This is a genomic window from Paenirhodobacter hankyongi (assembly GCF_003664585.1).
GTDB lineage: Bacteria > Pseudomonadota > Alphaproteobacteria > Rhodobacterales > Rhodobacteraceae > Rhodobacter > Rhodobacter hankyongi.
The window spans coordinates 1-19,765 of sequence record NZ_RCHI01000012.1 but is presented as its reverse complement, the minus strand read 5'-3'; the positions used below and the strand labels follow the sequence as shown (position 1 = coordinate 19,765).

Sequence of the window (19,765 nt, the reverse complement as noted above, 5' to 3'; positions counted from 1 at the left end):
GCCGATGTCGAAGCTGGTCACGATCTATGGCGGTTCGGGTTTCGTCGGGCGGTACATCGCCCGCCGGATGGCGAAGGAAGGCTGGCGCGTGCGCATCGCCGTGCGGCGCCCGAACGAGGCTCTCTTCACCAAGCCCTATGGCGCCGTCGGCCAGGTCGAGCCGGTGCTGTGCAACGTCCGTGACGACGCGAGCGTGCGCGCCGCGATGCACGGCGCGGATGCGGTGGTGAACTGCGTCGGCATCCTGCTCGGCCGCGGCAAGAACCGCTTCGGTGCGATCCATGCCGAAGGCGCGCAGCGCATCGCGAAGATCGCGGCGGAAACCGGCGTCGCGCGGCTGGTGCACATCTCGGCCCTTGGTGCCGATGCCGGCTCGCACAGCGAGTACAGCCGCACCAAGGCCGCAGGCGAGGCGGCGGTGCTCAAGGCCTTCCCGACGGCGATGATCCTGCGCCCCTCGGTGATCTTCGGCACCGAGGACCAGTTCTTCAACAAATTCGCCGCGATGACGAAATTCGGCCCGATCCTGCCGATCGCCGGCGGCAACACCCGCTTCCAGCCGGTCTATGTCGACGACGTGGCGAAGGCCGCGGTCAAGGGCGTGCTGGGCGAGGCGCAGGGCGTCTTCGAACTGGGCGGCCCGGACGTCGAGACCTTCAAACAGCTGATGCAGCGCATGCTGGCGGTGATCGACCGCCGCCGTCTGGTGCTGAACCTGCCGCGCGTCGTCGCCTCGGCGATCGGCGTCGCGGGCGATGCGGTGCAGGGGCTGACCGGCGGGCTCGTCGCGAACAAGGTCCTGACCTTCGACCAGGTCCGCAACCTCTATACCGACAGTGTGGTCTCGGCCGGTGCCAAGGGCTTCGACGCGCTCGGCATCACCCCCACGCCGATGGGGGCGATCCTGCCCGACTACCTGTGGCGCTTCCGCCCGCATGGGCAGTACGAGACGATCCAGGCCTCGGCGAAGAACCTGCGCAAGCCGTCCTGATCCGGGGCGGCGGCAGCACATCCCGCATGGGAGGACGGCTTGTCCTATCTGAATGACGTGCTCCTCGGCATCATCGAGGGCATCACCGAGTTCCTGCCGATCTCGAGCACCGGGCACCTGCTGCTGGCCGAACACTGGCTTGGCGCCCGGTCCGACACCTACAACATCGTGATCCAGGCGGGGGCGATCCTCGCCGTCACGCTGATCTACTGGCAGCGGATCGTCGGGTTGTTCCTGAACTGGCGCGACCCCGAGAACCGCGATTACCTGCTCAAGCTGACCATCGCCTTCGGGATCACCGCCGTGCTTGGCCTGGTGGTGAAGAAGCTGGGGTTCGAGCTGCCCGAGACGGTCACCCCCATCGCCTGGGCCCTGGTTCTGGGCGGTTTCTGGATCCTCGGCGCCGAGGCCCTTGCCGCGCGGCTGCCCGACAGCACCCGCATCACCTTGCGCGTCGCGATTGCCGTGGGTCTTGCGCAGATCGTCGCCGGGATCTTCCCCGGCACCTCGCGCTCGGGCGCGACGATCTTTGCGGCGATGCTGCTCGGCACCCCGAACCGCGCCGCAGCGACCGAGTTCGCCTTCCTCGTCGGCATCCCGACGATGTATGCGGCGAGCGGCTACGAGCTTCTGAAGCAGGTGAAGGACGGCGTCGGCCAGGAAGACTGGACCGGGCTCGGCATCGCCTTCGCGGCCTCGACCGTGACCGCCTTCATCGCGGTGAAATGGCTGCTCGGCTTCATCCGGACCCATCGCTTCACCTCTTTCGCGATCTATCGCATCGCCTTCGGCGCGGTTCTGCTTGCCCTTGCGCAGGCCGGTGTCGTCAACTGAAATGAGAGAATCACCCTCACATCGGTGATTCCCGCCCCTGATTTCCTTGCCGAATTGCGCATAGGTCATCATTGCTGACGTTATTTGACCCAAAAAATTCACCCACCCCCGGTCATCCCGGTATTTTTCGGCCATTTAGGTCACATATGCTGACTTTTATTCCTCCGCGAAGCGGTGTAACTCATGCGCACCCGGAATTGCACCAATGGGAGGCGCATCCATGGCACAGCAACGCATGCTCAAGTTCGTCCACACGGCGAAGGAGATGCCCGAGAAGCGTGACGCGACCGTGCGCTCGCAGGATTTCCACGAGATCTACCGCGAGTTCGCCGATGCCAAGGCGGCCGAGCAGGCCAGCCGCTGCAGCCAGTGCGGCGTGCCCTACTGCCACTCGCATTGCCCGCTGCACAACAACATCCCCGACTGGCTGCGCCTGACCGCCGAGGGCCGGCTGCAGGAGGCCTACGAGATCAGTCAGGCCACCAACACCTTCCCCGAGATCTGCGGCCGGATCTGTCCGCAGGATCGCCTGTGCGAAGGCAACTGCGTGATCGAGCAATCGGGCCACGGCACGGTGACGATCGGCGCGATCGAGAAATACATCACCGACACCGCCTGGGACATGGGCTGGGTCAAGCCGATCAAGCCGGCGGTCGAGCGCGCGGAAAGCGTGGGGATCATCGGCGGCGGCCCGGGCGGCCTTGCCGCGGCCGACGCGCTGCGCCGGGCGGGCGTGCAGGTGACCGTCTATGAACGCCACGACCGCGCCGGCGGTCTGCTGACCTATGGCATCCCGGGCTTCAAGCTGGAAAAGGACGTGGTGATGAGCCGCGTCAAGCAGCTCGAGGAAGGCGGCGTCGAATTTGTGCTGAACTGCAACGTCGGCGAGGACATCTCCTTCGACGCGATCCGCGGCAAGCATGACGCGGTGCTGATCGCCACGGGCGTCTACAAGACGCGCGACCTGCGCGACCCGGGCGCCGACGCCGCGGGCATCGTGCGCGCGATCGACTTCCTCACCGCCTCGAACAAGAAGGGCTTCGGCGACGACGTCCCGGAATACGACGACGGCACGCTGAACGCCGAGGGCAAGCGCGTGCTGGTGATCGGTGGCGGCGACACCGCGATGGACTGCGTGCGCACCTCGATCCGTCAGGGCGCGACCTCGGTCAAATGCGTCTACCGCCGCGACCGGGCGAACATGCCGGGCTCGCAGCGCGAGGTGAAGAACGCCGAGGAAGAGGGCGCCGAATTCGTCTGGCTCGCCGCGCCCAAGGCCTTCTCGGGCAACCCGGTGCGCTCGGTGTCGATCCAGCGCATGAAGCTCGGCGCGCCCGATGCCTCGGGCCGGCAGTCGCCCGAACCGATCGAGGGCGGGATCTACGAGGAACCGGCCGATCTGGTGATCAAGGCGCTCGGCTTCGAACCCGAGAACCTGCCCGAGATGTGGGGCGTCGACGCGCTCGAGACCACCCGCTGGGGCACGATCAAGGCGGCCTTCGGCACCCATGCGACCTCGCTGCCCGGCGTCTATGCCGTGGGCGACATCGTGCGCGGTGCCTCGCTCGTGGTCTGGGCGATCCGTGACGGCCGCGAGGCCGGCGCCGAGATCGTCAAGTATCTCGACGGCGCCTCGCGCGTCGCGGCCGAGTGAACGACCTTTCCCGTGTCCGGCCCCGGCCGGCACGGGCGGTCCCGACCCCGTTCGGAAGAAGGATGAGAATGCGTCCGGCTCTGGCATATCTGGCTCTGTTCGGAGGGCTGTGCGCGGCACTGCCGGCGCAGGCCGGCGGCATCTTCGCGCCGCCGCCGGGCTGCACGCTCGAGATGACGGTGCAGCTGCATTCGTGCCAGGTCGCCAACCACTATCGCTGCGCGGGCGACCCCGCGGGCGATCAGTGGGTGTCGCTGGCCGATGGCAAGGGCGAGTTCTTCCGCAGCCACATCGACAGCGAGACGCGCTGGATCGCCAGCCTCGACCTCGAGACCGGCGATTATGACGCGCTCGACGCCGCCGCCTCGGCCGACAACGCCTCGTTCAGCGCGCTGCTGGCGACGGGCCGTGACGATTACGACTTCATCACCCGCTCGACCAGCGGCGAGGTGCGGCGCTACATCGGCCACGACCAGCTGACCGGCGAGAGCGTGACGATCGGCGGCGTGGCACTCGAACGCTGCGGCTTCGAGATGCGGATCGAGGACGGCGCCGGCAATGCGCTTGCCACCCGCAAGGGGATGCAGCTGATCTCGCGCAAGCTGCGTCTCTTCTTCTCGGACACCGAGACTTATGAAACTGTCCAGGGCGACCGCAGCGAGATCTCGCAGGCGCCCGTGACCTTCGCCTTTCCGGGCGACAAGGGCTTTGCCGCGGCCGAGCCCGAATTTGATTGCGACATGATGATGACCAACATGTCCCCGAACCCTGACCGTCCCACTCTCTGAGGAGGCACTGTGATGACGAAATACGATGAAGCCTGGGTTGCCGCCGAGGAAGCGAAGCGCAAGTGGATGGCAGAGAACTCGCTCTACCGCGATGACGATGAAAAGTCGTCCTGCGGCGTGGGTCTCGTCGTGTCGCTCAACGGCAAGGCCTCGCGTCGGGTCGTGGCGAACGGCATCGAGGCGCTGAAGGCGATCTGGCACCGCGGCGCGGTCGATGCCGACGGCAAGACCGGCGACGGCGCGGGCATCCACGTGCAGATCCCGGCGCCCTTCTTCTATGACCAGATCCGCCGCACCGGCCACGAGCCGGACATGGAGAAGAAGGTCGCCGTCGGTCAGATCTTCCTGCCGCGCACCGACTTCAGTGCGCAGGAACGCTGCCGCACGATCGTCGAGAGCGAAGTGCTGCGGATGGGGCACTACATCTATGGCTGGCGCCACGTCCCGGTGAACACCGGGGTGCTGGGCGAGAAGGCGAACGCGACCCGTCCCGAGATCGAGCAGATTCTGATCCGCTGCGAGAAGGACATCGACGACGAGACCTTCGAGCGCGAGCTCTACATCATCCGCCGCCGCATCGAGAAGGCGGCGATCGCGGCGCAGATCGCCGGGCTCTACATCTGCTCGCTGTCGACGCGCTCGATCATCTACAAGGGCATGATGCTGGCCGAGCAGGTCGCCGAGTTCTATCCGGACCTGAAGGACGAGCGCTTTGAATCGGCCTTCGCGATCTATCATCAGCGCTATTCCACCAACACCTTCCCGCAGTGGTGGCTGGCGCAGCCCTTCCGCATGCTTGCCCACAACGGCGAGATCAACACGATCAAGGGCAACATCAACTGGATGAAGAGCCACGAGATCCGCATGGCCTCCTCGGCCTTCGGCGACGCGGCCGAGGACATCAAGCCGATCATCCCGTCGGGCACCTCCGACTCGGGCGCGCTTGATGCCGTGTTCGAGGTGATGGTGCGCTCGGGCCGCTCGGCGCCGATGACGAAGACGATGCTGGTCCCCGAAGCCTGGTCGAAGGCGACGACCGACATGCCGAAGGCGTGGCAGGACATGTATGCCTATTGCAACGCGGTGATGGAGCCCTGGGATGGCCCCGCGGCGCTCGCGATGACCGACGGCCGCTGGGTCTGCGGCGGGCTTGACCGCAACGGCCTGCGCCCGATGCGCTATGTGGTCACCGGCGACGGCATGCTGATCGCGGGCTCCGAGGCCGGCATGGTTCCGGTCGACGAGATGAACGTGCGCGAAAAGGGCGCGCTCGGGCCGGGGCAGATGATCGCCGTCGACATGCGCGAGGGCAAGCTCTACCGCGACAAGGACATCAAGGACCGGCTCGCCAACAGCCAGCCCTTCGGTGCCTGGGTCGAGAAGGTGATCGACCTGAACGCGATCATGCGCGACGTGCCGGAAAAGGCGCTGCACGCGGGCGCCGATCTGCGCAAGCGGCAGATCGCGGCGGGCTACTCGCTTGAGGATCTCGAGCAGATCCTTGCGCCGATGGCCGAGGACGGCAAGGAAGCGCTCGCCTCGATGGGCGACGACACGCCGCCCGCGGTGCTGTCGAAGCAGTATCGCCCGCTGAGCCACTTCTTCCGGCAGAACTTCTCCCAGGTCACCAACCCGCCGATCGACTCGCTGCGTGAAAGCCGGGTGATGTCGCTGAAGACCCGCTTCGGCAACCTGAAGAACGTGCTCGACGAGGACAGCTCGCAGACCGAGATCCTGATCCTCGAGAGCCCGTTCATCGCCAATGCCGAATATGCCGAGATGATGAAGGTCTTCGGCGAGTCGGTGACGGTGATCGACTGCACCTTCCCCGCCGGCGCCGATCAGGAAGCGCTGCGCGAGGGGCTGGAACGGATCCGCGCCGAGGCCGAGGATGCCGTGCGCTCGGGCGCGCTGCATCTCGTGCTGACCGACGAGTTCCAGGACGCCGAAAAGGTGGCGATGCCGATGATCCTCGCGACCTCGGCGGTGCACAGCTGGCTGACCCGCAAGGGGCTGCGGACCTTCACCTCGGTGAACGTGCGCTCGGCCGAATGCATCGACAGCCATTATTTCGCCGTGCTGATCGGCTCGGGCGCGACCACGGTGAACCCCTACCTCGCGCAGGACAGCATCAACGACCGCATCGAGCGCGGCCTGCTGACCGGCTCGCTGGTCGACAACATGCGCCGCTATCGCGACGCGATCGATGCCGGCCTGCTGAAGATCATGGCGAAGATGGGGATCTCGATCATCTCCTCCTATCGCGGCGGTCTGAACTTCGAGGCGGTGGGCCTGTCGCGCGCCATGGTGGCCGAGTTCTTCCCGGGCATGCATTCGCGCATCTCCGGCATCGGCCTGCACGGCATCCAGCACAAGCTGGAAGAGGTGCACAAGAAGGGCTGGCTGGGTGGCCAGGACGTGCTGCCGATCGGCGGCTTCTACAAGGCACGCCGCACCGGCGAGAAGCACGCCTGGGAAGCGCAGACGATGCACCTGCTGCAATCGGCCTGCGACCGGGCAAGCTATGACCTGTGGAAGCAGTATTCCGCGATGATGCGGGCGAACCCGCCCATTCACATCCGCGACCTGCTCGACATCAAGCCGCTGGGCAAGCCGGTGCCGATCGAGGAGGTGGAATCGATCACCTCGATCCGCAAGCGCTTCGTCACCCCGGGCATGTCGCTCGGCGCGCTCGGGCCGGAGGCGCACAAGACGCTGAACGTCGCGATGAACCGCATCGGCGCCAAATCCGACAGCGGCGAGGGCGGCGAGGATCCGGCGCATTTCGTGCCGGAACCGAACGGCGACAACCCGTCGGCGAAGATCAAGCAGGTGGCCTCGGGCCGGTTCGGCGTCACCGCCGAATACCTGAACCACTGCGAGGAGCTGGAGATCAAGGTCGCGCAGGGCGCCAAGCCCGGCGAGGGCGGCCAGCTTCCGGGCATGAAGGTGACCGAGCTCATCGCGCGTCTGCGGCACTCGACCAAGGGCGTGACGCTGATCTCGCCGCCGCCGCACCACGACATCTACTCGATCGAGGACCTTGCGCAGCTGATCTACGACCTCAAGCAGATCAACCCGCGCGCCAAGATCACGGTGAAGCTGGTGGCGTCCTCGGGCGTCGGCACGATCGCGGCCGGCGTGGCCAAGGCGAAGGCCGACATCATCCTGATCTCGGGCCACAACGGCGGCACCGGCGCCTCTCCGGCGACCTCGATCAAGTTCGCGGGTCTGCCGTGGGAAATGGGTCTGACCGAGGCGCATCAGGTCCTTGCGATGAACAAGCTGCGCGAGCGCGTCACGCTGCGCACGGATGGTGGTCTGCGCACCGGCCGTGACATCGTGATGGCGGCGATGATGGGCGCCGAGGAATACGGCATCGGCACCGCGGCGCTGATCGCCATGGGCTGCATCATGGTGCGTCAGTGCCAGTCGAACACCTGCCCGGTGGGCGTGTGCACCCAGGATCCGGTGCTGCGCGCCAAGTTCCACGGCACGGCCGACAAGGTGGTCAACCTGATCACCTTCTACGCCCAGGAAGTGCGCGAGATCCTCGCCTCGATCGGCGCGCGCTCGCTTGACGAGGTGATCGGGCGTGCCGACCTGCTGACCCAGGTCAGCCGCGGGTCTGCGCATCTTGATGACCTCGACCTGAACCCGCTGCTGATCACCGTCGATGGCTGGGACAAGATCGTCTACGACCGCTCGAAGCCGCGCAACTACGTGCCCGATACGCTCGATGCCGAGATCATCAAGGACGGCCACCGCTTCTTCGAGGACGGCGAGAAGATGCAGCTGTCCTATGCGGTGCGCAACACGCTGCGCACGATCGGCACGCGGGCGTCGAGCCACATCGTGAAGAACTTCGGGATGCGCAACGCGCTGCAGCCCGACCATCTGACGGTGAAGCTGACGGGCTCCTGCGGCCAGTCGCTCGGTGCCTTCGCGGCGCCGGGGCTGAAGATCGAGGTTTCGGGCGACGCCAACGACTATGTGGCGAAGGGTCTGTCGGGCGGCACCATCGTGGTGCGTCCGCCGATGTCCTCGCCGCTGGTGGCGTCCGAGAACACGATCATCGGCAACACCGTGCTCTATGGCGCGACGGACGGCTATCTCTTTGCCGCCGGCCGCGCGGGCGAACGCTTTGCGGTGCGCAACTCGGGCGCCAAGGTGGTGGTCGAGGGCTGCGGCTCGAACGGTTGCGAATACATGACCGGCGGCGTCGCGGTGATCCTTGGCCGGATCGGGGCAAACTTCGGCGCCGGCATGACCGGGGGCATGGCCTATCTCTACGATCCGGACGGGATCGCCGAGGACTACATGAACCTCGAGAGCATCGTGACCTGCGGCATCGGCCACCCGCATTGGGAGACGCAGCTGCACACCCTGATCGAGCGGCACGCGAAGGAGACGGGCTCGCGCAAGGCGGCGGACATCCTGCAGAACTGGGAGACGGAGCGGGCGAACTTCCTGCAGGTCTGCCCGAAGGAGATGCTGGTGCACCTGCCCTATCCGCTCAGCGACGAGCCGGCGGCGATGCCCGCCGAATAAGACGGAACGAAACGACGCCTCGTGCGTTGACGGGCGGGACCTCCGGGTTCCGCCCTTTTCGTTTGCAGCCGCGGGAGAGCGAGATGACCGAGCTTCTGATCCTAGCCTTCGAGACCGAGACGGCCGCCTTCGGCATGCGCGATTCGCTGGGCGAGCTGCAGCGCACGGGCTTCCTCGACGCCGAGGACATGGTGGTGGCGACGCGCGACGCCGCGGGCGGGGTGATCCTGCACCAGCCGCTGAACCTGACGGCAAGCGGCGCGCTTGGCGGCACCGTCTGGGGCGCGCTGATCGGGCTTGTGTTCCTGGCCCCGGTCGCGGGGGCGGCGATCGGCGCGGGGGTCGGCGCACTCGCCGGCGCGCATGCCGACATCGGCATCAACGACGACTTCATGCGCCGTGCCGCCACCGCCCTGCCGCAAGGGGGCGCCGTTCTGTTCCTGCTTCTGCGCCGGGCGCGGGCAGCCGAGGTGCTCGAACGGCTGCGCAATCTCGGCGCCACCGGCCGCAGCCTGAGCACCGAGCTGCCCGAGGACATGGAGGCGCGGCTGCGGGTCGCGATCGCACGTGCCGGCACCACCGCAGTCAGTGCAGAGGAGATGACCGCGGCCGCCGCCGAACGGAAACGGCCGGTGATTGGCGCCGGACGCGATTGAGGGCGCGGATGGCTTGACCTGACGGGCCATGGCGTGACTTATGGCGCCATGGCAGCACCACGCAGGGCATCACCGGGCAAGAAGGCCGCAGGCGCGGCCGCACAGGGCGCGAGCGCACCCCTGCGGTGGGCCCTGCGCTGGCTTGCGCGCCTCGTTCTGGGCATCGCGGCGGCCTATGTCGCGCTGGCCGTTGTCTATATCGTCATCAATCCGCCGATCACCCTGACGATCTGGTCGGAGATGCGCCGCCTCGGATCGGTCGATCAGCAATGGACGCCGATGGAGGAGATCGCGCCGGTGATGGCGCGCTCGGTCGTCGCGGCGGAGGATGCGAATTTCTGCCGCCACTGGGGCTTCGACATGAAGGCGATCCGCCAGGCGATCGATGCCGGCGCCGAGCGCGGCGCCTCGACGATCAGTCAGCAGACGGTGAAGAACGTCTTCCTGTGGCAGGGCCGCAGCTGGCTGCGCAAGGCGATGGAGGCGGCGCTGACGCCGGTCACCGAATTCATCTGGAGCAAGCGGCGCATCCTCGAGATCTATCTCAACGTCGCGGAATTCGGCGAGGGCGTGTTCGGCGTGAACGCTGCGGCCTTCCACTATTTCCGCACCACACCTGACAAGCTGACGGCGCGGCAGGCTGCGCTGCTGGCCGCGGTGCTGCCTGATCCGAAGGGGCGCTCGGCCTCGCGTCCCTCGGCTTTCGTCTCCCGCCGCGCGCGGGCGATCTCGGCCGGGGCCGAGACAATCCGAGTTGACGGCCGCGCCGCCTGCTTCTCGGACAACTGAGCGCTCAGAACACGAAGATGTCGTCGGCGCCAAGCACCGTGCCGGCCGCGAAGGTGGCGACCAGAACTCGTTGCCCCGCCCCGGTGCCGTCTGCGTCATACCACAGCCGCCCCGCCGCCGCGTCATAGAGGAAGCGGTCCTCGGCATCCTGCGCGACCGCCCCGGCCTGAAACGCCGACGGCGCCAGCGCGCCAAGATCGACCGCGGAGAAGACCGCGTGATCCATGCGCAGCGTGTCGCCCTCGTCCACGGCCGTGCGGTCGAAGTCGAGGATGTGGTCGACATTGCCGGCGCCGGGGGTGCGGTTGAACACGAAGGCATCGGCGCCGGCACCGCCGCGCAGGGTGTCATTGCCCCAAAGCCCGGTCAGCGTGTTGTCGAAACCGTTGCCGAAGATGGTGTTCGCCAGAACGTTGCCGGTGCCGCTCAGCCCCTCGATGCCCACGCCCGCGGCATCGCGGGCGGGTTGCAGGAACAGCCGCTCGACATTCGGCGCAAGCACGGTCGAGACGTAGGCCCAGACCGAATCGAGCCCCTGCCCCGCCGCCTCGATCACCTGGTCACCGGCGTCGCGCACGACGTAGACGTCATTGCCCGCGCCGCCGACCATGGTGTCGACGCCCCGCCCGCCGTCGATGAAATTGTCACCGGCATTGCCGGTGATCCGGTTTGCGAGCGCATTGCCGAAACCGCGCAGCGCCGTGCCGGTGAGCACGAGGTTTTCGAGATAGCCCATCGTCAGCGAGAAATTGACCGAGGAGAAGACCCGGTCGATCCCCGTCCCGCCGGCCAGCTCGACGATCCGGTCGGCAGCCGACTCGACATAATAGAGATCGGCGCCGTCACCACCGACCATCCGGTCCGCCCCGGCGCCGCCGGCCAGCGTATCCGCCCCCGCACCGCCGAACAGCACGTCATTGCCGAAGCCGCCATTCAGCACGTCATTGCCGATCCCGCCGTCAAGCGTGTCGGCGCCCGCCCCGCCATTCAGCGTGTCAGCCCCGGCCCCGCCGAAGAGGCGGTCCGCCCAGGGCGTGCCGGCCAGCAGGTTCGCGGCATCGTCGCCACGGATCATGGTGATGGCCGGCACCGCCTCCGAGGCCTGCGCATCGAGCGCCACGTTCTCGGCGCCGATGGTGACGGTGCGGCGCACCACGCCCGAAAGCCCGCCGCCCGAGAATTCCACCGAATAGCTGCCCGGATCGAGGGCCAGCTGATAGCCGCCCGCGTCCCAGGTCGTGGTGGTGACGGTGCGGCCGTTGCCCACGATGGTGACGGTGACCCCGCCCATCCCCTCGCCCGCATCATAGAAGGAATCGCCATCGGCATCGTCGAAGACCGCGCCCAGCAATTGCACCGGGGTATCGGCGCGGGCGCCGAAGTCCTGCGTCACCACCCAGGGCCCGACGCTGGTCGCAGAGGACCGGTCGGCCAGCACGCCGATGCCAATCTCGGTATAGGCGCCGTTCAGGATCGTGATCCGGTGCCCCGCCGGATCCTGCATGCCGCCGGTGCCATAGCCCCAGTCGATGAAGAAGCCGGCATGGGCATAAAGCGCATTCTCGGCATAGGCGAAGATGTTCTCGCCCACCCGCAGCGCCGCATAGCCCGTGGCCAGGATCCGGGGGCCAAGCGCGGCCTCGCCGGTCAGCTGATGCGCCTGCGTGTCCTGGTCGATCATCAGCTGGCTGTGCCCGAGCGCGGCATCGGCCAGAAGCCCGTTCCAGGCCAGCGGCGCAACCGGATCATAGGCGGCAAGCTGCTCGCGGAACAGCGCAAGATCGACGCCGAAATAGCGGATCGCGGTGGTGACGTCGGCGGCGACGGCGGTGCGGCTGTCGGCATTGGCGATCAGCGCGTCGAACTCTCCGGCCGGGTCCATCCGGGCGCGGTTGATGTATTGCAGAAGTTCCTGCTCGAAAGCCGTCGGTTGTCTCATTGCGCGATCCGTTCTGCCAGCGTCCGTCGCGGTCGGGGCAGCGTCGGCGCAAGGTGAGGTCAATGGTCCGCCTCCCCCGAAATCAGAATTCTGCGGCTTTTTCATGGCCGACACGCCGCCCCCTGTGCCCGATGTCGCTCGGGCCGAGCGAATGGGCTGCCTTTCGCCGAGAAAATCCCATATATGCCGCAGGAAACAGCCTGCAGGCATTGCGTGAAGGACGAACCATGACTTCCATCGTGACCATCGGCGACATCGCGATCGGCGGGGCGAACCCGATCGCCCTGATCCTCGGCCCGTGCCAGCTTGAAAGCCGCGACCACGCCCGGATGATGGCCGAGCGCATTGCCGAGGCCTGCGCGCCGACCGGCACGCGCTTCATCTTCAAGGCGAGCTATGACAAGGCGAACCGCTCCTCGCTCGCGACGACCCGCGGGCTCGGGATGGAGGTCGGGCTGCAGATCCTCGGTGACATCGGCAAGGAATTCGGCGTGCCGGTGCTGACCGACGTGCATGAGCCCTGGCATTGCGCCATCGCCGCCGAGGTCTGCGACGTGCTGCAGATCCCCGCCTTCCTGTGCCGCCAGACCGACCTGCTGCTGGCCGCGGGCGAGACCGGCCGTGCGATCAACGTGAAGAAGGGGCAGTTCCTCGCGCCCTGGGACATGGCCAATGTCGCCGCCAAGATCGCCTCGACCGGCAACGAGCGCATCATGCTGTGCGACCGCGGCACCTCGTTCGGCTACAACACCCTGGTGACCGATTTCCGCGGCCTGCCGATCATGGCGCAGACCGGCTATCCGGTGGTGTTCGACGCCACCCATTCGGTGCAGCAGCCGGGCGGGCAGGGCGCCACCTCGGGCGGGCAGCGCGAATTCGCGCCGGTGCTGGCGCGGGCGGCCTGCGCCGTGGGGGTCTCGGCGCTCTTCATCGAGACCCACCAGGACCCGGACAACGCCCCCTCGGACGGGCCGAACATGATCCCGGTCGATCAGCTCGGCGGCCTGGTGGCCGACCTGCGCGCCTTCGACGCGCTCTACAAGGAACGGATCGCGAAATGACCTCTGACGCCTGCATCATCATCCCCGCGCGCTATGCCTCGACCCGCTACCCGGGCAAGCCGCTTGCCACGCTGAAGGGCGCGAAGGGCACGGTGCGCAGCCTGCTCGAGCGCTCGGTGATGGCCGGGCGCAAGGCGATCGAGGAGGCGGGCGGCGAGATCTCGCTCTACGTCGCGACCGATGACGACCGCATCGCCGACGAGGCCGCCCGCATCGGTGCCGAGGTGATCCTGACCGATGCCGCCTGCCGCAACGGCACCGAGCGCGTCGCCCAGGCGATCGACCGCGCCGGGATCGGCGCCGAGATCATCGTCAACCTGCAGGGCGACGCCCCGCTGACCCCCCCCGGCTTCGTCACCGCGCTGATCGCCGCGATGCGCGCCAACCCGTCGTGCGGCATCGCCACGCCGGTGCTGCGCTGCGATGCCGAATCGGTCGGCCATTTCATCGAGGACCGCCGCAACGGCCGCGTCGGCGCCACCACGGTGGTGTCGAACAATCTGGGCCAGGCGCTTTACTTCTCGAAGGAAGTGATCCCCTTCACCAATGGCAAGGGCGAGGTCGACGGCATCGTGCCGGTGTTCCACCACGTCGGGCTCTACGCCTATCGCCGCGCCGCGCTCGCCGCCTATTCCGGCTGGGAGCCCGGCACGCTCGAACAGCTCGAAGGGCTCGAACAGCTGCGGTTCCTGGAAAACGGCTACCCGGTCTCGACGGTCGAGGTCTTTGCCCCCGGTGCGAAATTCTGGGAGCTGAACAACCCGAGCGACGTGCCGCTGATCGAGGGCTATCTCGCGCAGATGGGCGTCGACTGAAACGTCGCCATTACGTTGAAAATTTGAAGCATTCGGGGCCGGCAGAAATGCCGGCCCTTAGCTTTCCGTTAGCATCTCTTTGCAAGGATCATCTCGCATTCCGATGGAATGGCGCGGCGACGCAACAGGCGTGCCGCATGGTCAGAACGCCACGAGCGCCGCCTCCCAAAAGGGAGCGGCATCTGAAGCCGGCGCAAAGCGCCGAATGGAAAGTGAAGGACTGACATGTCCAGCATTCTGACGAACACCAGCGCCATGGTCGCGCTGCAGACGCTCAAGGGCATCAACTCCAACCTCTCGAAGACGCAGGGCGAGATCTCGACCGGCAAGTCGGTGGGCACCGCGAAGGACAACGCGGCTGTCTGGGCCATTTCCAAGGTGATGGAAGCCGACGTGAAGGGCTTCCAGGGCATCTCCGACAGCCTGTCTCTTGGGGAATCGACCGTCGCCGTGGCCCGCCAGGCGTCGGAGACGGTGACCGATCTGCTCACCAAGATGCAGGCGAAGATCGTCTCGGCGCAGGACGAAAACCAGGATCGCAGCAAGATCCAGACCGACGTCGACGCGCTGAAGGCGCAGATCGCGTCCGTGGTCAGCTCGGCCCAGTTCAACGGGCTCAACCTGATTGACGGCAGCAAGGCCTCCACCAACATCCTGTCCTCTCTCGACCGCACCCTCGGCGGGGATGTCTCGGCGGCCTATATCTCGGTGGCGGGGGTGGATTTCTCTGCGGGCAGCTACACTGCGCGCAGCGTCTTTGCCACCGGTTCGGGGGCATCCGGCGCGCTGAGCACCGCGGGGGCCGATACCACGGCCTTCAGCCTTGGTGCGACAACCGGCGCGGGCGCGATCGTCGTCGACGGAACGGTTGCCGGCCTCGCCGCGGGTGACTCGATCTCGGTGAACATCGGCAACCAGAGCGCGACCTACACCGTCACCGAGGACGACCTGCGGGCCGGTGTCGACAAGTCGGAATCGATCGCCTTCGGCCTGAAGAACGCGATCGACGCCCTCGGGATCTCGGGGCTGACCGTGACCTACGACGACACGACCACGACCGGCACGCTCAACCTGTCGAACACCAGCGCGAATGCGCTGACCGTGACGGGCCAGTACAAGAACGCGGACTCGGGCGATCTGTCGCTGCTCGCGACGATCGACGTGACCGATGACTCGACCCTCGCGGCGCAGCTGACCAACATCGAGAAGATGATCGATTCGGCCACCACCGCCGCCGCGAACTTCGGTTCGGTCGAATCCCGTCTGGAGACCCAGGCGGACTTCGTCTCCAAGCTGACGGATGCGATGAAGACCGGCATCGGCGCCCTTGTCGACGCCGACATGGAAGAAGCGTCGGCCCGCCTGCAGGCGCTGCAGACGCAGCAGCAGCTTGGCATCCAGTCGCTGTCGATCGCGAACCAGCAGCCGCAGAACATCCTCTCGCTGTTCAAGTGATGACATCCGGCGGGGCGCCTTCAGGCGCCCCGCTTTCCGCGCCAAAGCTGCGCGATGCCCGCCTCGATACAGAAAGGTATTGCCGTGTCCGCAACGACCATGGCCAAGATGGCCTACGAAAACCCCGCACAACCGATCCGCACCCCGCGCGCCACCGAATACGAGGTCTTCGCGCGCGTCACGCGACGGTTGAAACAGGCCGACGCCCGCTCCGATTTCGTCGATCTCGCCAGCGCCATCCACGACAACCGCCGCCTGTGGACCATCCTTGCGGCGGATGTGTCCCTGCCGGAAAACCCGCTGCCCGCACCGCTGCGCGCGCGCCTTTTCTATCTTGCCGAATTCACCCAGGCCCACAGTCGCAAGGTCCTGCTCGGCCAGGCCCGGGCGGACATTCTCGTGGACATCAACACCGCAATCATGAAGGGATTGCGCAGCGAAGGAACACAGGGATGACCGGTCTCGTTCTCAAGCTGGCCCCGAAGGAGAGGGTCCTGATCAATGGCGCGGTGATCGAGAATGGCGACCGTCGCTCGCGGCTCGCGATCATGACGCCGAACGCCCATATCCTGCGCCTGCGCGACGCCGTTCACCCCGACGAGGTCAACACCCCGGTCCGGCGCGTGTGCTACATCGCCCAGCTCGTCCTCTCGGGCGATGCCGAGTGGACCGAGGCGAAGGGGCAGCTGCTGCGCGGGATCGAGCAGTTGAGCCAGGCCCTGACCGATCGCGACAGCCGCGCCCAGCTGGCGCTTGCCACTTCGGCGGTGCTCGAGGGGCAGACCTATCAGGCGCTGAAGGCGCTGCGCAGCCTGCTGCCCCGGGAGGAGCGGCTTCTCGCCGCAGCCGGAGCATGAGCTATACGCCCATCCTTCCGTTCAGTGGCTATGCCGGCTGGAGCCTGCTGAACCGGACGATGGAGCGGCAGATGACCGCCTTCACGGCCTCGCAGGACATCCAGCGCAGCGAGACCTATTTCCGCGAGAAGATCGGCTCGATCAAGACCGCGGAAGACCTTGTCGCCGACCGCCGGCTGCTGACCGTCGCCCTTGGCGCCTTCGGGCTCGAGGGCGACATCAACAACAAGCACTTCATCCTGAAGGTGCTGAACGAAGGCACGCTGGAGCCCGGATCTTTGGCGAATGCGCTCTCCGACAAGAGCTACTTCAAGCTGTCGGAGGCCTTCGGCTTCGGCGACTTCTCGGTCCCGCGCACGCAGCTTTCCGATTTCGCCGACGAGATCTTGCAGAAATACGAGAGCCGGCAGTTCGAGGCGGCGGTGGGCGAAACGGACGACAGTCTCAGGCTGGCGCTCTCGGCCCGGCGCGAACTGCCCGAGATCGCCGCGAAGCAGAGCACGCAGCGGGCCGGCTGGTATGCCGTCATCGGCTCGCGCCCGATGAGCTCCTACCTGCAGACGGCCCTTGGCCTGCCCTCGCAGGTCGCTTCGCTCGATGTCGACCAGCAGGTCGAGATCTATCGGCAGAAGGCCTTCGAGGTTCTGGGCTCGTCGGATCTGTCGGTGCTCGCGGCGAGTGACTCGCTCGAGAAACTGAACAGACTCTATTTCGCCCGAGTCCAGATCGCCGAGGTCAGCTTCACGAGCCCCGCCGCCGTCGCCCTCACGCTGCTGCAATCCTGACCTGCCGCTTTCCGGGCCGATCCGCCGCGCACCGCGCAGGGCAGCGCCGGACCTCTCGGCATTGACGAGACGTACAGGCGTCTGCATCTGGCCCTGATTCCGTCTGCATGCGCTGAAGCGACTGGTCCTCGACGGACCGGAGAGGGCCCGCCCCGGCGCTCGCCGGTCATGCCTGTCCCGGTTTCACCATTCGCTCGTTCGCAGCCCGGCCCGAGGAGCGCCCGGAGTTTCGGCAATCATGCGAGAGCATCCCAACAACGAAAATAGAGACTGATTTTCTGACGCGCCCCGGGTGAGATCAGCAAGCCTGTCGGCCCGTTCCCACCGCCCCGCAGCACCCGACTGCCCCTGCAACGCATGCGCCGGTTCCATCGCCGCCGCGTGCGGGCGGCGCGGCTGCCACGGTGACCATCCCCCGCCAGATCTCGACGAACCGCAACACCACCACGCGCGGTCATGGCGCAGCCCCGAGGCCAGGTTGATCCGGTGCCGGTCATTCGCTTGGGCTGGGGGTGCGGGGCGGGCAGCAGCCTGTTCAAGCCGTCGCGCCGCGAGGTTGCGAACCGGCGCGAGCTTTTTCGCTTTGCCACGATCCGCCCGGCGTTTAAAACTCAGGAGGAACGGGTTTTTATTTGTTTTCAACGTTAAATTTAGAGCGACGCGTACCTTAAGGGTGCCGGTCAGACCGCGATACCCAGGAGAGTGTCAATTTCGAAGGAGAGTGCAATGGCACTGGGCGGTCTGAGAGAGCGGAACAAGCGGAGGCGGGCGGAGCAGGTTCTGGATGCCGCGGCACTGCTGTTTCGCGAGCGCGGCTATGAGGGCACACATATCGAGGCGATCGCAGAACAGGCGCTGGTGGCGCCGGCGACGGTCTACAACTACTTCGCCACCAAGCCGAACCTGCTGATGGGGCTGGCGCTGCGGCATGTGCGCGCCTCGCTGCCCGAGCGGCGCGATTTCCTGCGCAACCTGCCCGAGGAGCCGCTGCAGGGGGTAATCGCCTTCGAGTCGCTTCTCGCCCGCCAGGCAATGCGGCCCCTGTCGCGCGAATGCTGGAGGGTCATCCTGTCGGCGCCCTTCCTCGAGCCCGAGGGCCCGGCCAGCCGAACCGGCGCGCGGCTTCATACCCTGATCCTGCGCCATTACATTCGGTTGGTCCTGCACTACCAGGCAGCGGGGAAGATCCGCGCCTCGGTCGATGCGACGGCGCTGGCCGAGATCATCGTCGGCCTGACCACACAGTATTTCGGCAATTTCGTCGCGGCCCCGTCGCGCCCGATCGACTCGCTTCTGGACCAGCTCGAACACCACATCGGCATCGTTCTGCAAGGCGTGCTCTCGAGCGAGGCGTCACAAAAATAGATCAGCTATAGGTCTATATTTAACATGATTTCACTTCCCACCGGATCACCCTCCGGGGGCTGGCCGCAATGCCCGCACATCCGCGCTTCCCGGGCGCTCCTTGCCCCTGAGGCGGCACCACGCCCCAGCCTCCATCTCCGGTCACACTTCTTGCCGGCGATGGCGCTGTCGGGCGCTGCAGAGGCGGGGTGTTCGTGGCCCGCGCGAGATACATTGAAAAATGCGCGAAATGCCCCTTGCAAATCCCCGGCCGAGTCTGTAGTTCCGCCGTCACGGTCGGAGCGTAGCGCAGCCTGGTAGCGCACCTGCTTCGGGAGCAGGGGGTCGGAGGTTCGAATCCTCTCGCTCCGACCAAAAAAATCCCGCAATATCAAGTTTCAAAAAGTCTTGCCTTTCGTTCCAGAAGGCAGGGCTTTTGGTCGTTGTGAAGGGCAGATGCGGTGTCGGCAGGATGTTCTGTTTGGAACGTTCCAGGTGCAGCTCTGGCGCCGCGATACCGTGTCTCACGGCTTACTGCCCGACGACAGGCAACGCAGCGCTCGGCCGAGGGTGTCATCTAATCGCATATCATACTGCAAGACCTTTCAGCTTGTTGGGGGACATCGTGTGCCGGGAGCAGTGTCATCTTCGCGGTCGGCATGTGCCGCCGCATGGTGGGGCTTCGCGGAGAACCTTCCAATGTGTGAAGCGCACGCATCGACTTTGACGGATCGGATGGTGCAACAGCCTCGGCGGAATGGTTCTGGCTACGTCCCGGCAGGGACGTCCGGGTCGCGTCGAAAGGTCGATGCGTATCGGTTGCGGTTCAGACCACGGGGTCGGCTTGTCGTTGGAAGGTCTGACCGGATTTCAGCATCGCGTGCATGATAACCGCCAGCTTGCGCGCCACTGCGACAGCGGCGCGCTTGAAGCTGACCTGCTCCCCAGGGAGTCCGCGATTATTGGTTCGCGCTGTTCAGGGTTTGGTCCTCTCTTGACCGTTGGTGATACTCCCACGGGGTGAGTCCGTCGAGGCTCGTGTGGGGGCGGTGATGGTTGTAATCTTCGCGCCATGCCGCGATCAGATGGCGGGCATGGCGCAGGTTGGCGAACAGGTGCTCGTTGAGGCACTCGTCCCTCAGGCGACCATTGAAGCTCTCCACGAAGCCGTTTTGCATCGGCTTTCCGGGCGCGATGTAGTGCCACTCGACTTGGCGTTCCTCCTGCCACTTCAGGATCGCGTTCG

The 19,765-nt window shown here is 66.4% G+C and carries 16 protein-coding genes and 1 tRNA gene; 15 read left to right on the top strand and 2 right to left on the bottom strand.

What is annotated here, in order from left to right; genetic code table 11:
• Nucleotides 1-4 precede the first annotated feature (4 nt).
• From DYS74_RS12460 to mtgA, 7 genes are all read left to right on the top strand, one after another.
• Nucleotides 5-991 carry a complex I NDUFA9 subunit family protein gene (locus DYS74_RS12460; protein ID WP_121534021.1) on the top strand — a complete coding sequence of 329 codons (987 nt, stop codon included), beginning with the start codon at nt 5-7 and terminating at the stop codon, nt 989-991.
• 39 nt (nt 992-1,030) lie between these two features.
• Complete coding sequence (locus DYS74_RS12455; protein ID WP_121534020.1) at nt 1,031-1,825, top strand: undecaprenyl-diphosphate phosphatase; 795 nt, start codon at nt 1,031-1,033, stop codon at nt 1,823-1,825.
• A gap of 220 nt (nt 1,826-2,045) precedes the next feature.
• Complete coding sequence (locus DYS74_RS12450) at nt 2,046-3,479, top strand: NAD(P)-dependent oxidoreductase (RefSeq protein ID WP_121534019.1); 1,434 nt, start codon at nt 2,046-2,048, stop codon at nt 3,477-3,479.
• Between the two features lie 68 nt (nt 3,480-3,547).
• The gene (locus tag DYS74_RS12445) at nt 3,548-4,267 is read left to right on the top strand and encodes a hypothetical protein (RefSeq protein ID WP_245965279.1); all 720 of its coding nucleotides are present in this window, start codon (nt 3,548-3,550) and stop codon (nt 4,265-4,267) included.
• Between the two features lie 12 nt (nt 4,268-4,279).
• Nucleotides 4,280-8,818, top strand: a complete 4,539-nt coding sequence (gene gltB, locus DYS74_RS12440) for a glutamate synthase large subunit (protein ID WP_121534017.1) — start codon at nt 4,280-4,282, stop codon at nt 8,816-8,818.
• An 83-nt stretch (nt 8,819-8,901) separates the two neighbouring features.
• A complete protein-coding gene (locus DYS74_RS12435) occupies nt 8,902-9,474 on the top strand; it encodes a DUF1269 domain-containing protein (RefSeq protein ID WP_121534016.1) in 573 nt (190 codons plus the stop codon).
• Nucleotides 9,475-9,522: 48 nt separating this feature from the next.
• Nucleotides 9,523-10,263, top strand: coding sequence for a monofunctional biosynthetic peptidoglycan transglycosylase (gene mtgA / locus DYS74_RS12430; RefSeq protein WP_121534015.1), 741 nt, complete (start codon nt 9,523-9,525; stop codon nt 10,261-10,263).
• A 4-nt stretch (nt 10,264-10,267) separates the two neighbouring features.
• On the opposite strand, the gene DYS74_RS12425 is transcribed toward mtgA, so the two are convergent.
• Entirely contained in the window at nt 10,268-12,202 is a 1,935-nt protein-coding gene (locus DYS74_RS12425; RefSeq protein WP_183077523.1) for a carboxypeptidase regulatory-like domain-containing protein, read from the bottom strand.
• A gap of 227 nt (nt 12,203-12,429) precedes the next feature.
• Between DYS74_RS12425 and kdsA the strand changes: the two genes are divergently transcribed.
• The 8 genes from kdsA to DYS74_RS12385 all read left to right on the top strand — a co-directional run bounded on the left by kdsA (nt 12,430) and on the right by DYS74_RS12385 (nt 18,894).
• Nucleotides 12,430-13,263 (top strand): 3-deoxy-8-phosphooctulonate synthase, encoded by an 834-nt coding sequence (kdsA, locus tag DYS74_RS12420; RefSeq protein ID WP_121534013.1) that lies wholly within the window; start codon nt 12,430-12,432, stop codon nt 13,261-13,263.
• Entirely contained in the window at nt 13,260-14,078 is an 819-nt protein-coding gene (locus DYS74_RS12415; protein ID WP_121534012.1) for a 3-deoxy-manno-octulosonate cytidylyltransferase, read from the top strand. Before kdsA ends, DYS74_RS12415 begins: the two co-directional genes overlap by 4 nt.
• A gap of 225 nt (nt 14,079-14,303) precedes the next feature.
• Entirely contained in the window at nt 14,304-15,533 is a 1,230-nt protein-coding gene (locus DYS74_RS12410; protein ID WP_121534011.1) for a flagellin N-terminal helical domain-containing protein, read from the top strand.
• An 84-nt stretch (nt 15,534-15,617) separates the two neighbouring features.
• Nucleotides 15,618-15,989, top strand: coding sequence for a flagellar biosynthesis regulator FlaF (flaF, locus tag DYS74_RS12405; protein WP_121534010.1), 372 nt, complete (start codon nt 15,618-15,620; stop codon nt 15,987-15,989).
• Nucleotides 15,986-16,390: a flagellar biosynthesis repressor FlbT gene (flbT, locus tag DYS74_RS12400; protein WP_121534009.1), complete on the top strand. Its 405-nt coding sequence runs from the start codon at nt 15,986-15,988 to the stop codon at nt 16,388-16,390. The genes flaF and flbT overlap by 4 nt, the downstream gene beginning before the upstream one ends.
• Entirely contained in the window at nt 16,387-17,175 is a 789-nt protein-coding gene (locus DYS74_RS12395; protein WP_121534008.1) for a DUF1217 domain-containing protein, read from the top strand. Before flbT ends, DYS74_RS12395 begins: the two co-directional genes overlap by 4 nt.
• A gap of 726 nt (nt 17,176-17,901) precedes the next feature.
• Nucleotides 17,902-18,540: a TetR/AcrR family transcriptional regulator gene (locus DYS74_RS19175; RefSeq protein WP_121534007.1), complete on the top strand. Its 639-nt coding sequence runs from the start codon at nt 17,902-17,904 to the stop codon at nt 18,538-18,540.
• Nucleotides 18,541-18,817: 277 nt separating this feature from the next.
• Nucleotides 18,818-18,894, top strand: a tRNA-Pro gene (locus DYS74_RS12385).
• Between the two features lie 584 nt (nt 18,895-19,478).
• Here DYS74_RS12385 and DYS74_RS12375 read toward each other — a convergent pair.
• A partial coding sequence (locus DYS74_RS12375) for an integrase core domain-containing protein (RefSeq protein ID WP_147435506.1) occupies nt 19,479-19,765 on the bottom strand: 287 nt, incomplete at its 5' end.

What these genes read in the sequence shown, in the direction of transcription:
- DYS74_RS12410 (WP_121534011.1), top strand. Translation starts at nt 14,304, where the DNA reads ATGTCCAGCATTCTGACGAACACCAGCGCCATGGTCGCGCTGCAGACG.
- DYS74_RS12460 (WP_121534021.1), top strand. Translation starts at nt 5, where the DNA reads ATGTCGAAGCTGGTCACGATCTATGGCGGTTCGGGTTTCGTCGGGCGG.
- DYS74_RS19175 (WP_121534007.1), top strand. Translation starts at nt 17,902, where the DNA reads ATGGCACTGGGCGGTCTGAGAGAGCGGAACAAGCGGAGGCGGGCGGAG.
- DYS74_RS12445 (WP_245965279.1), top strand. Translation starts at nt 3,548, where the DNA reads ATGCGTCCGGCTCTGGCATATCTGGCTCTGTTCGGAGGGCTGTGCGCG.
- DYS74_RS12435 (WP_121534016.1), top strand. Translation starts at nt 8,902, where the DNA reads ATGACCGAGCTTCTGATCCTAGCCTTCGAGACCGAGACGGCCGCCTTC.
- DYS74_RS12450 (WP_121534019.1), top strand. Translation starts at nt 2,046, where the DNA reads ATGGCACAGCAACGCATGCTCAAGTTCGTCCACACGGCGAAGGAGATG.
- DYS74_RS12425 (WP_183077523.1), bottom strand. Translation starts at nt 12,202, where the DNA reads ATGAGACAACCGACGGCTTTCGAGCAGGAACTTCTGCAATACATCAAC.
- mtgA (WP_121534015.1), top strand. Translation starts at nt 9,523, where the DNA reads ATGGCAGCACCACGCAGGGCATCACCGGGCAAGAAGGCCGCAGGCGCG.
- flbT (WP_121534009.1), top strand. Translation starts at nt 15,986, where the DNA reads ATGACCGGTCTCGTTCTCAAGCTGGCCCCGAAGGAGAGGGTCCTGATC.
- kdsA (WP_121534013.1), top strand. Translation starts at nt 12,430, where the DNA reads ATGACTTCCATCGTGACCATCGGCGACATCGCGATCGGCGGGGCGAAC.
- gltB (WP_121534017.1), top strand. Translation starts at nt 4,280, where the DNA reads ATGACGAAATACGATGAAGCCTGGGTTGCCGCCGAGGAAGCGAAGCGC.
- DYS74_RS12415 (WP_121534012.1), top strand. Translation starts at nt 13,260, where the DNA reads ATGACCTCTGACGCCTGCATCATCATCCCCGCGCGCTATGCCTCGACC.
- DYS74_RS12395 (WP_121534008.1), top strand. Translation starts at nt 16,387, where the DNA reads ATGAGCTATACGCCCATCCTTCCGTTCAGTGGCTATGCCGGCTGGAGC.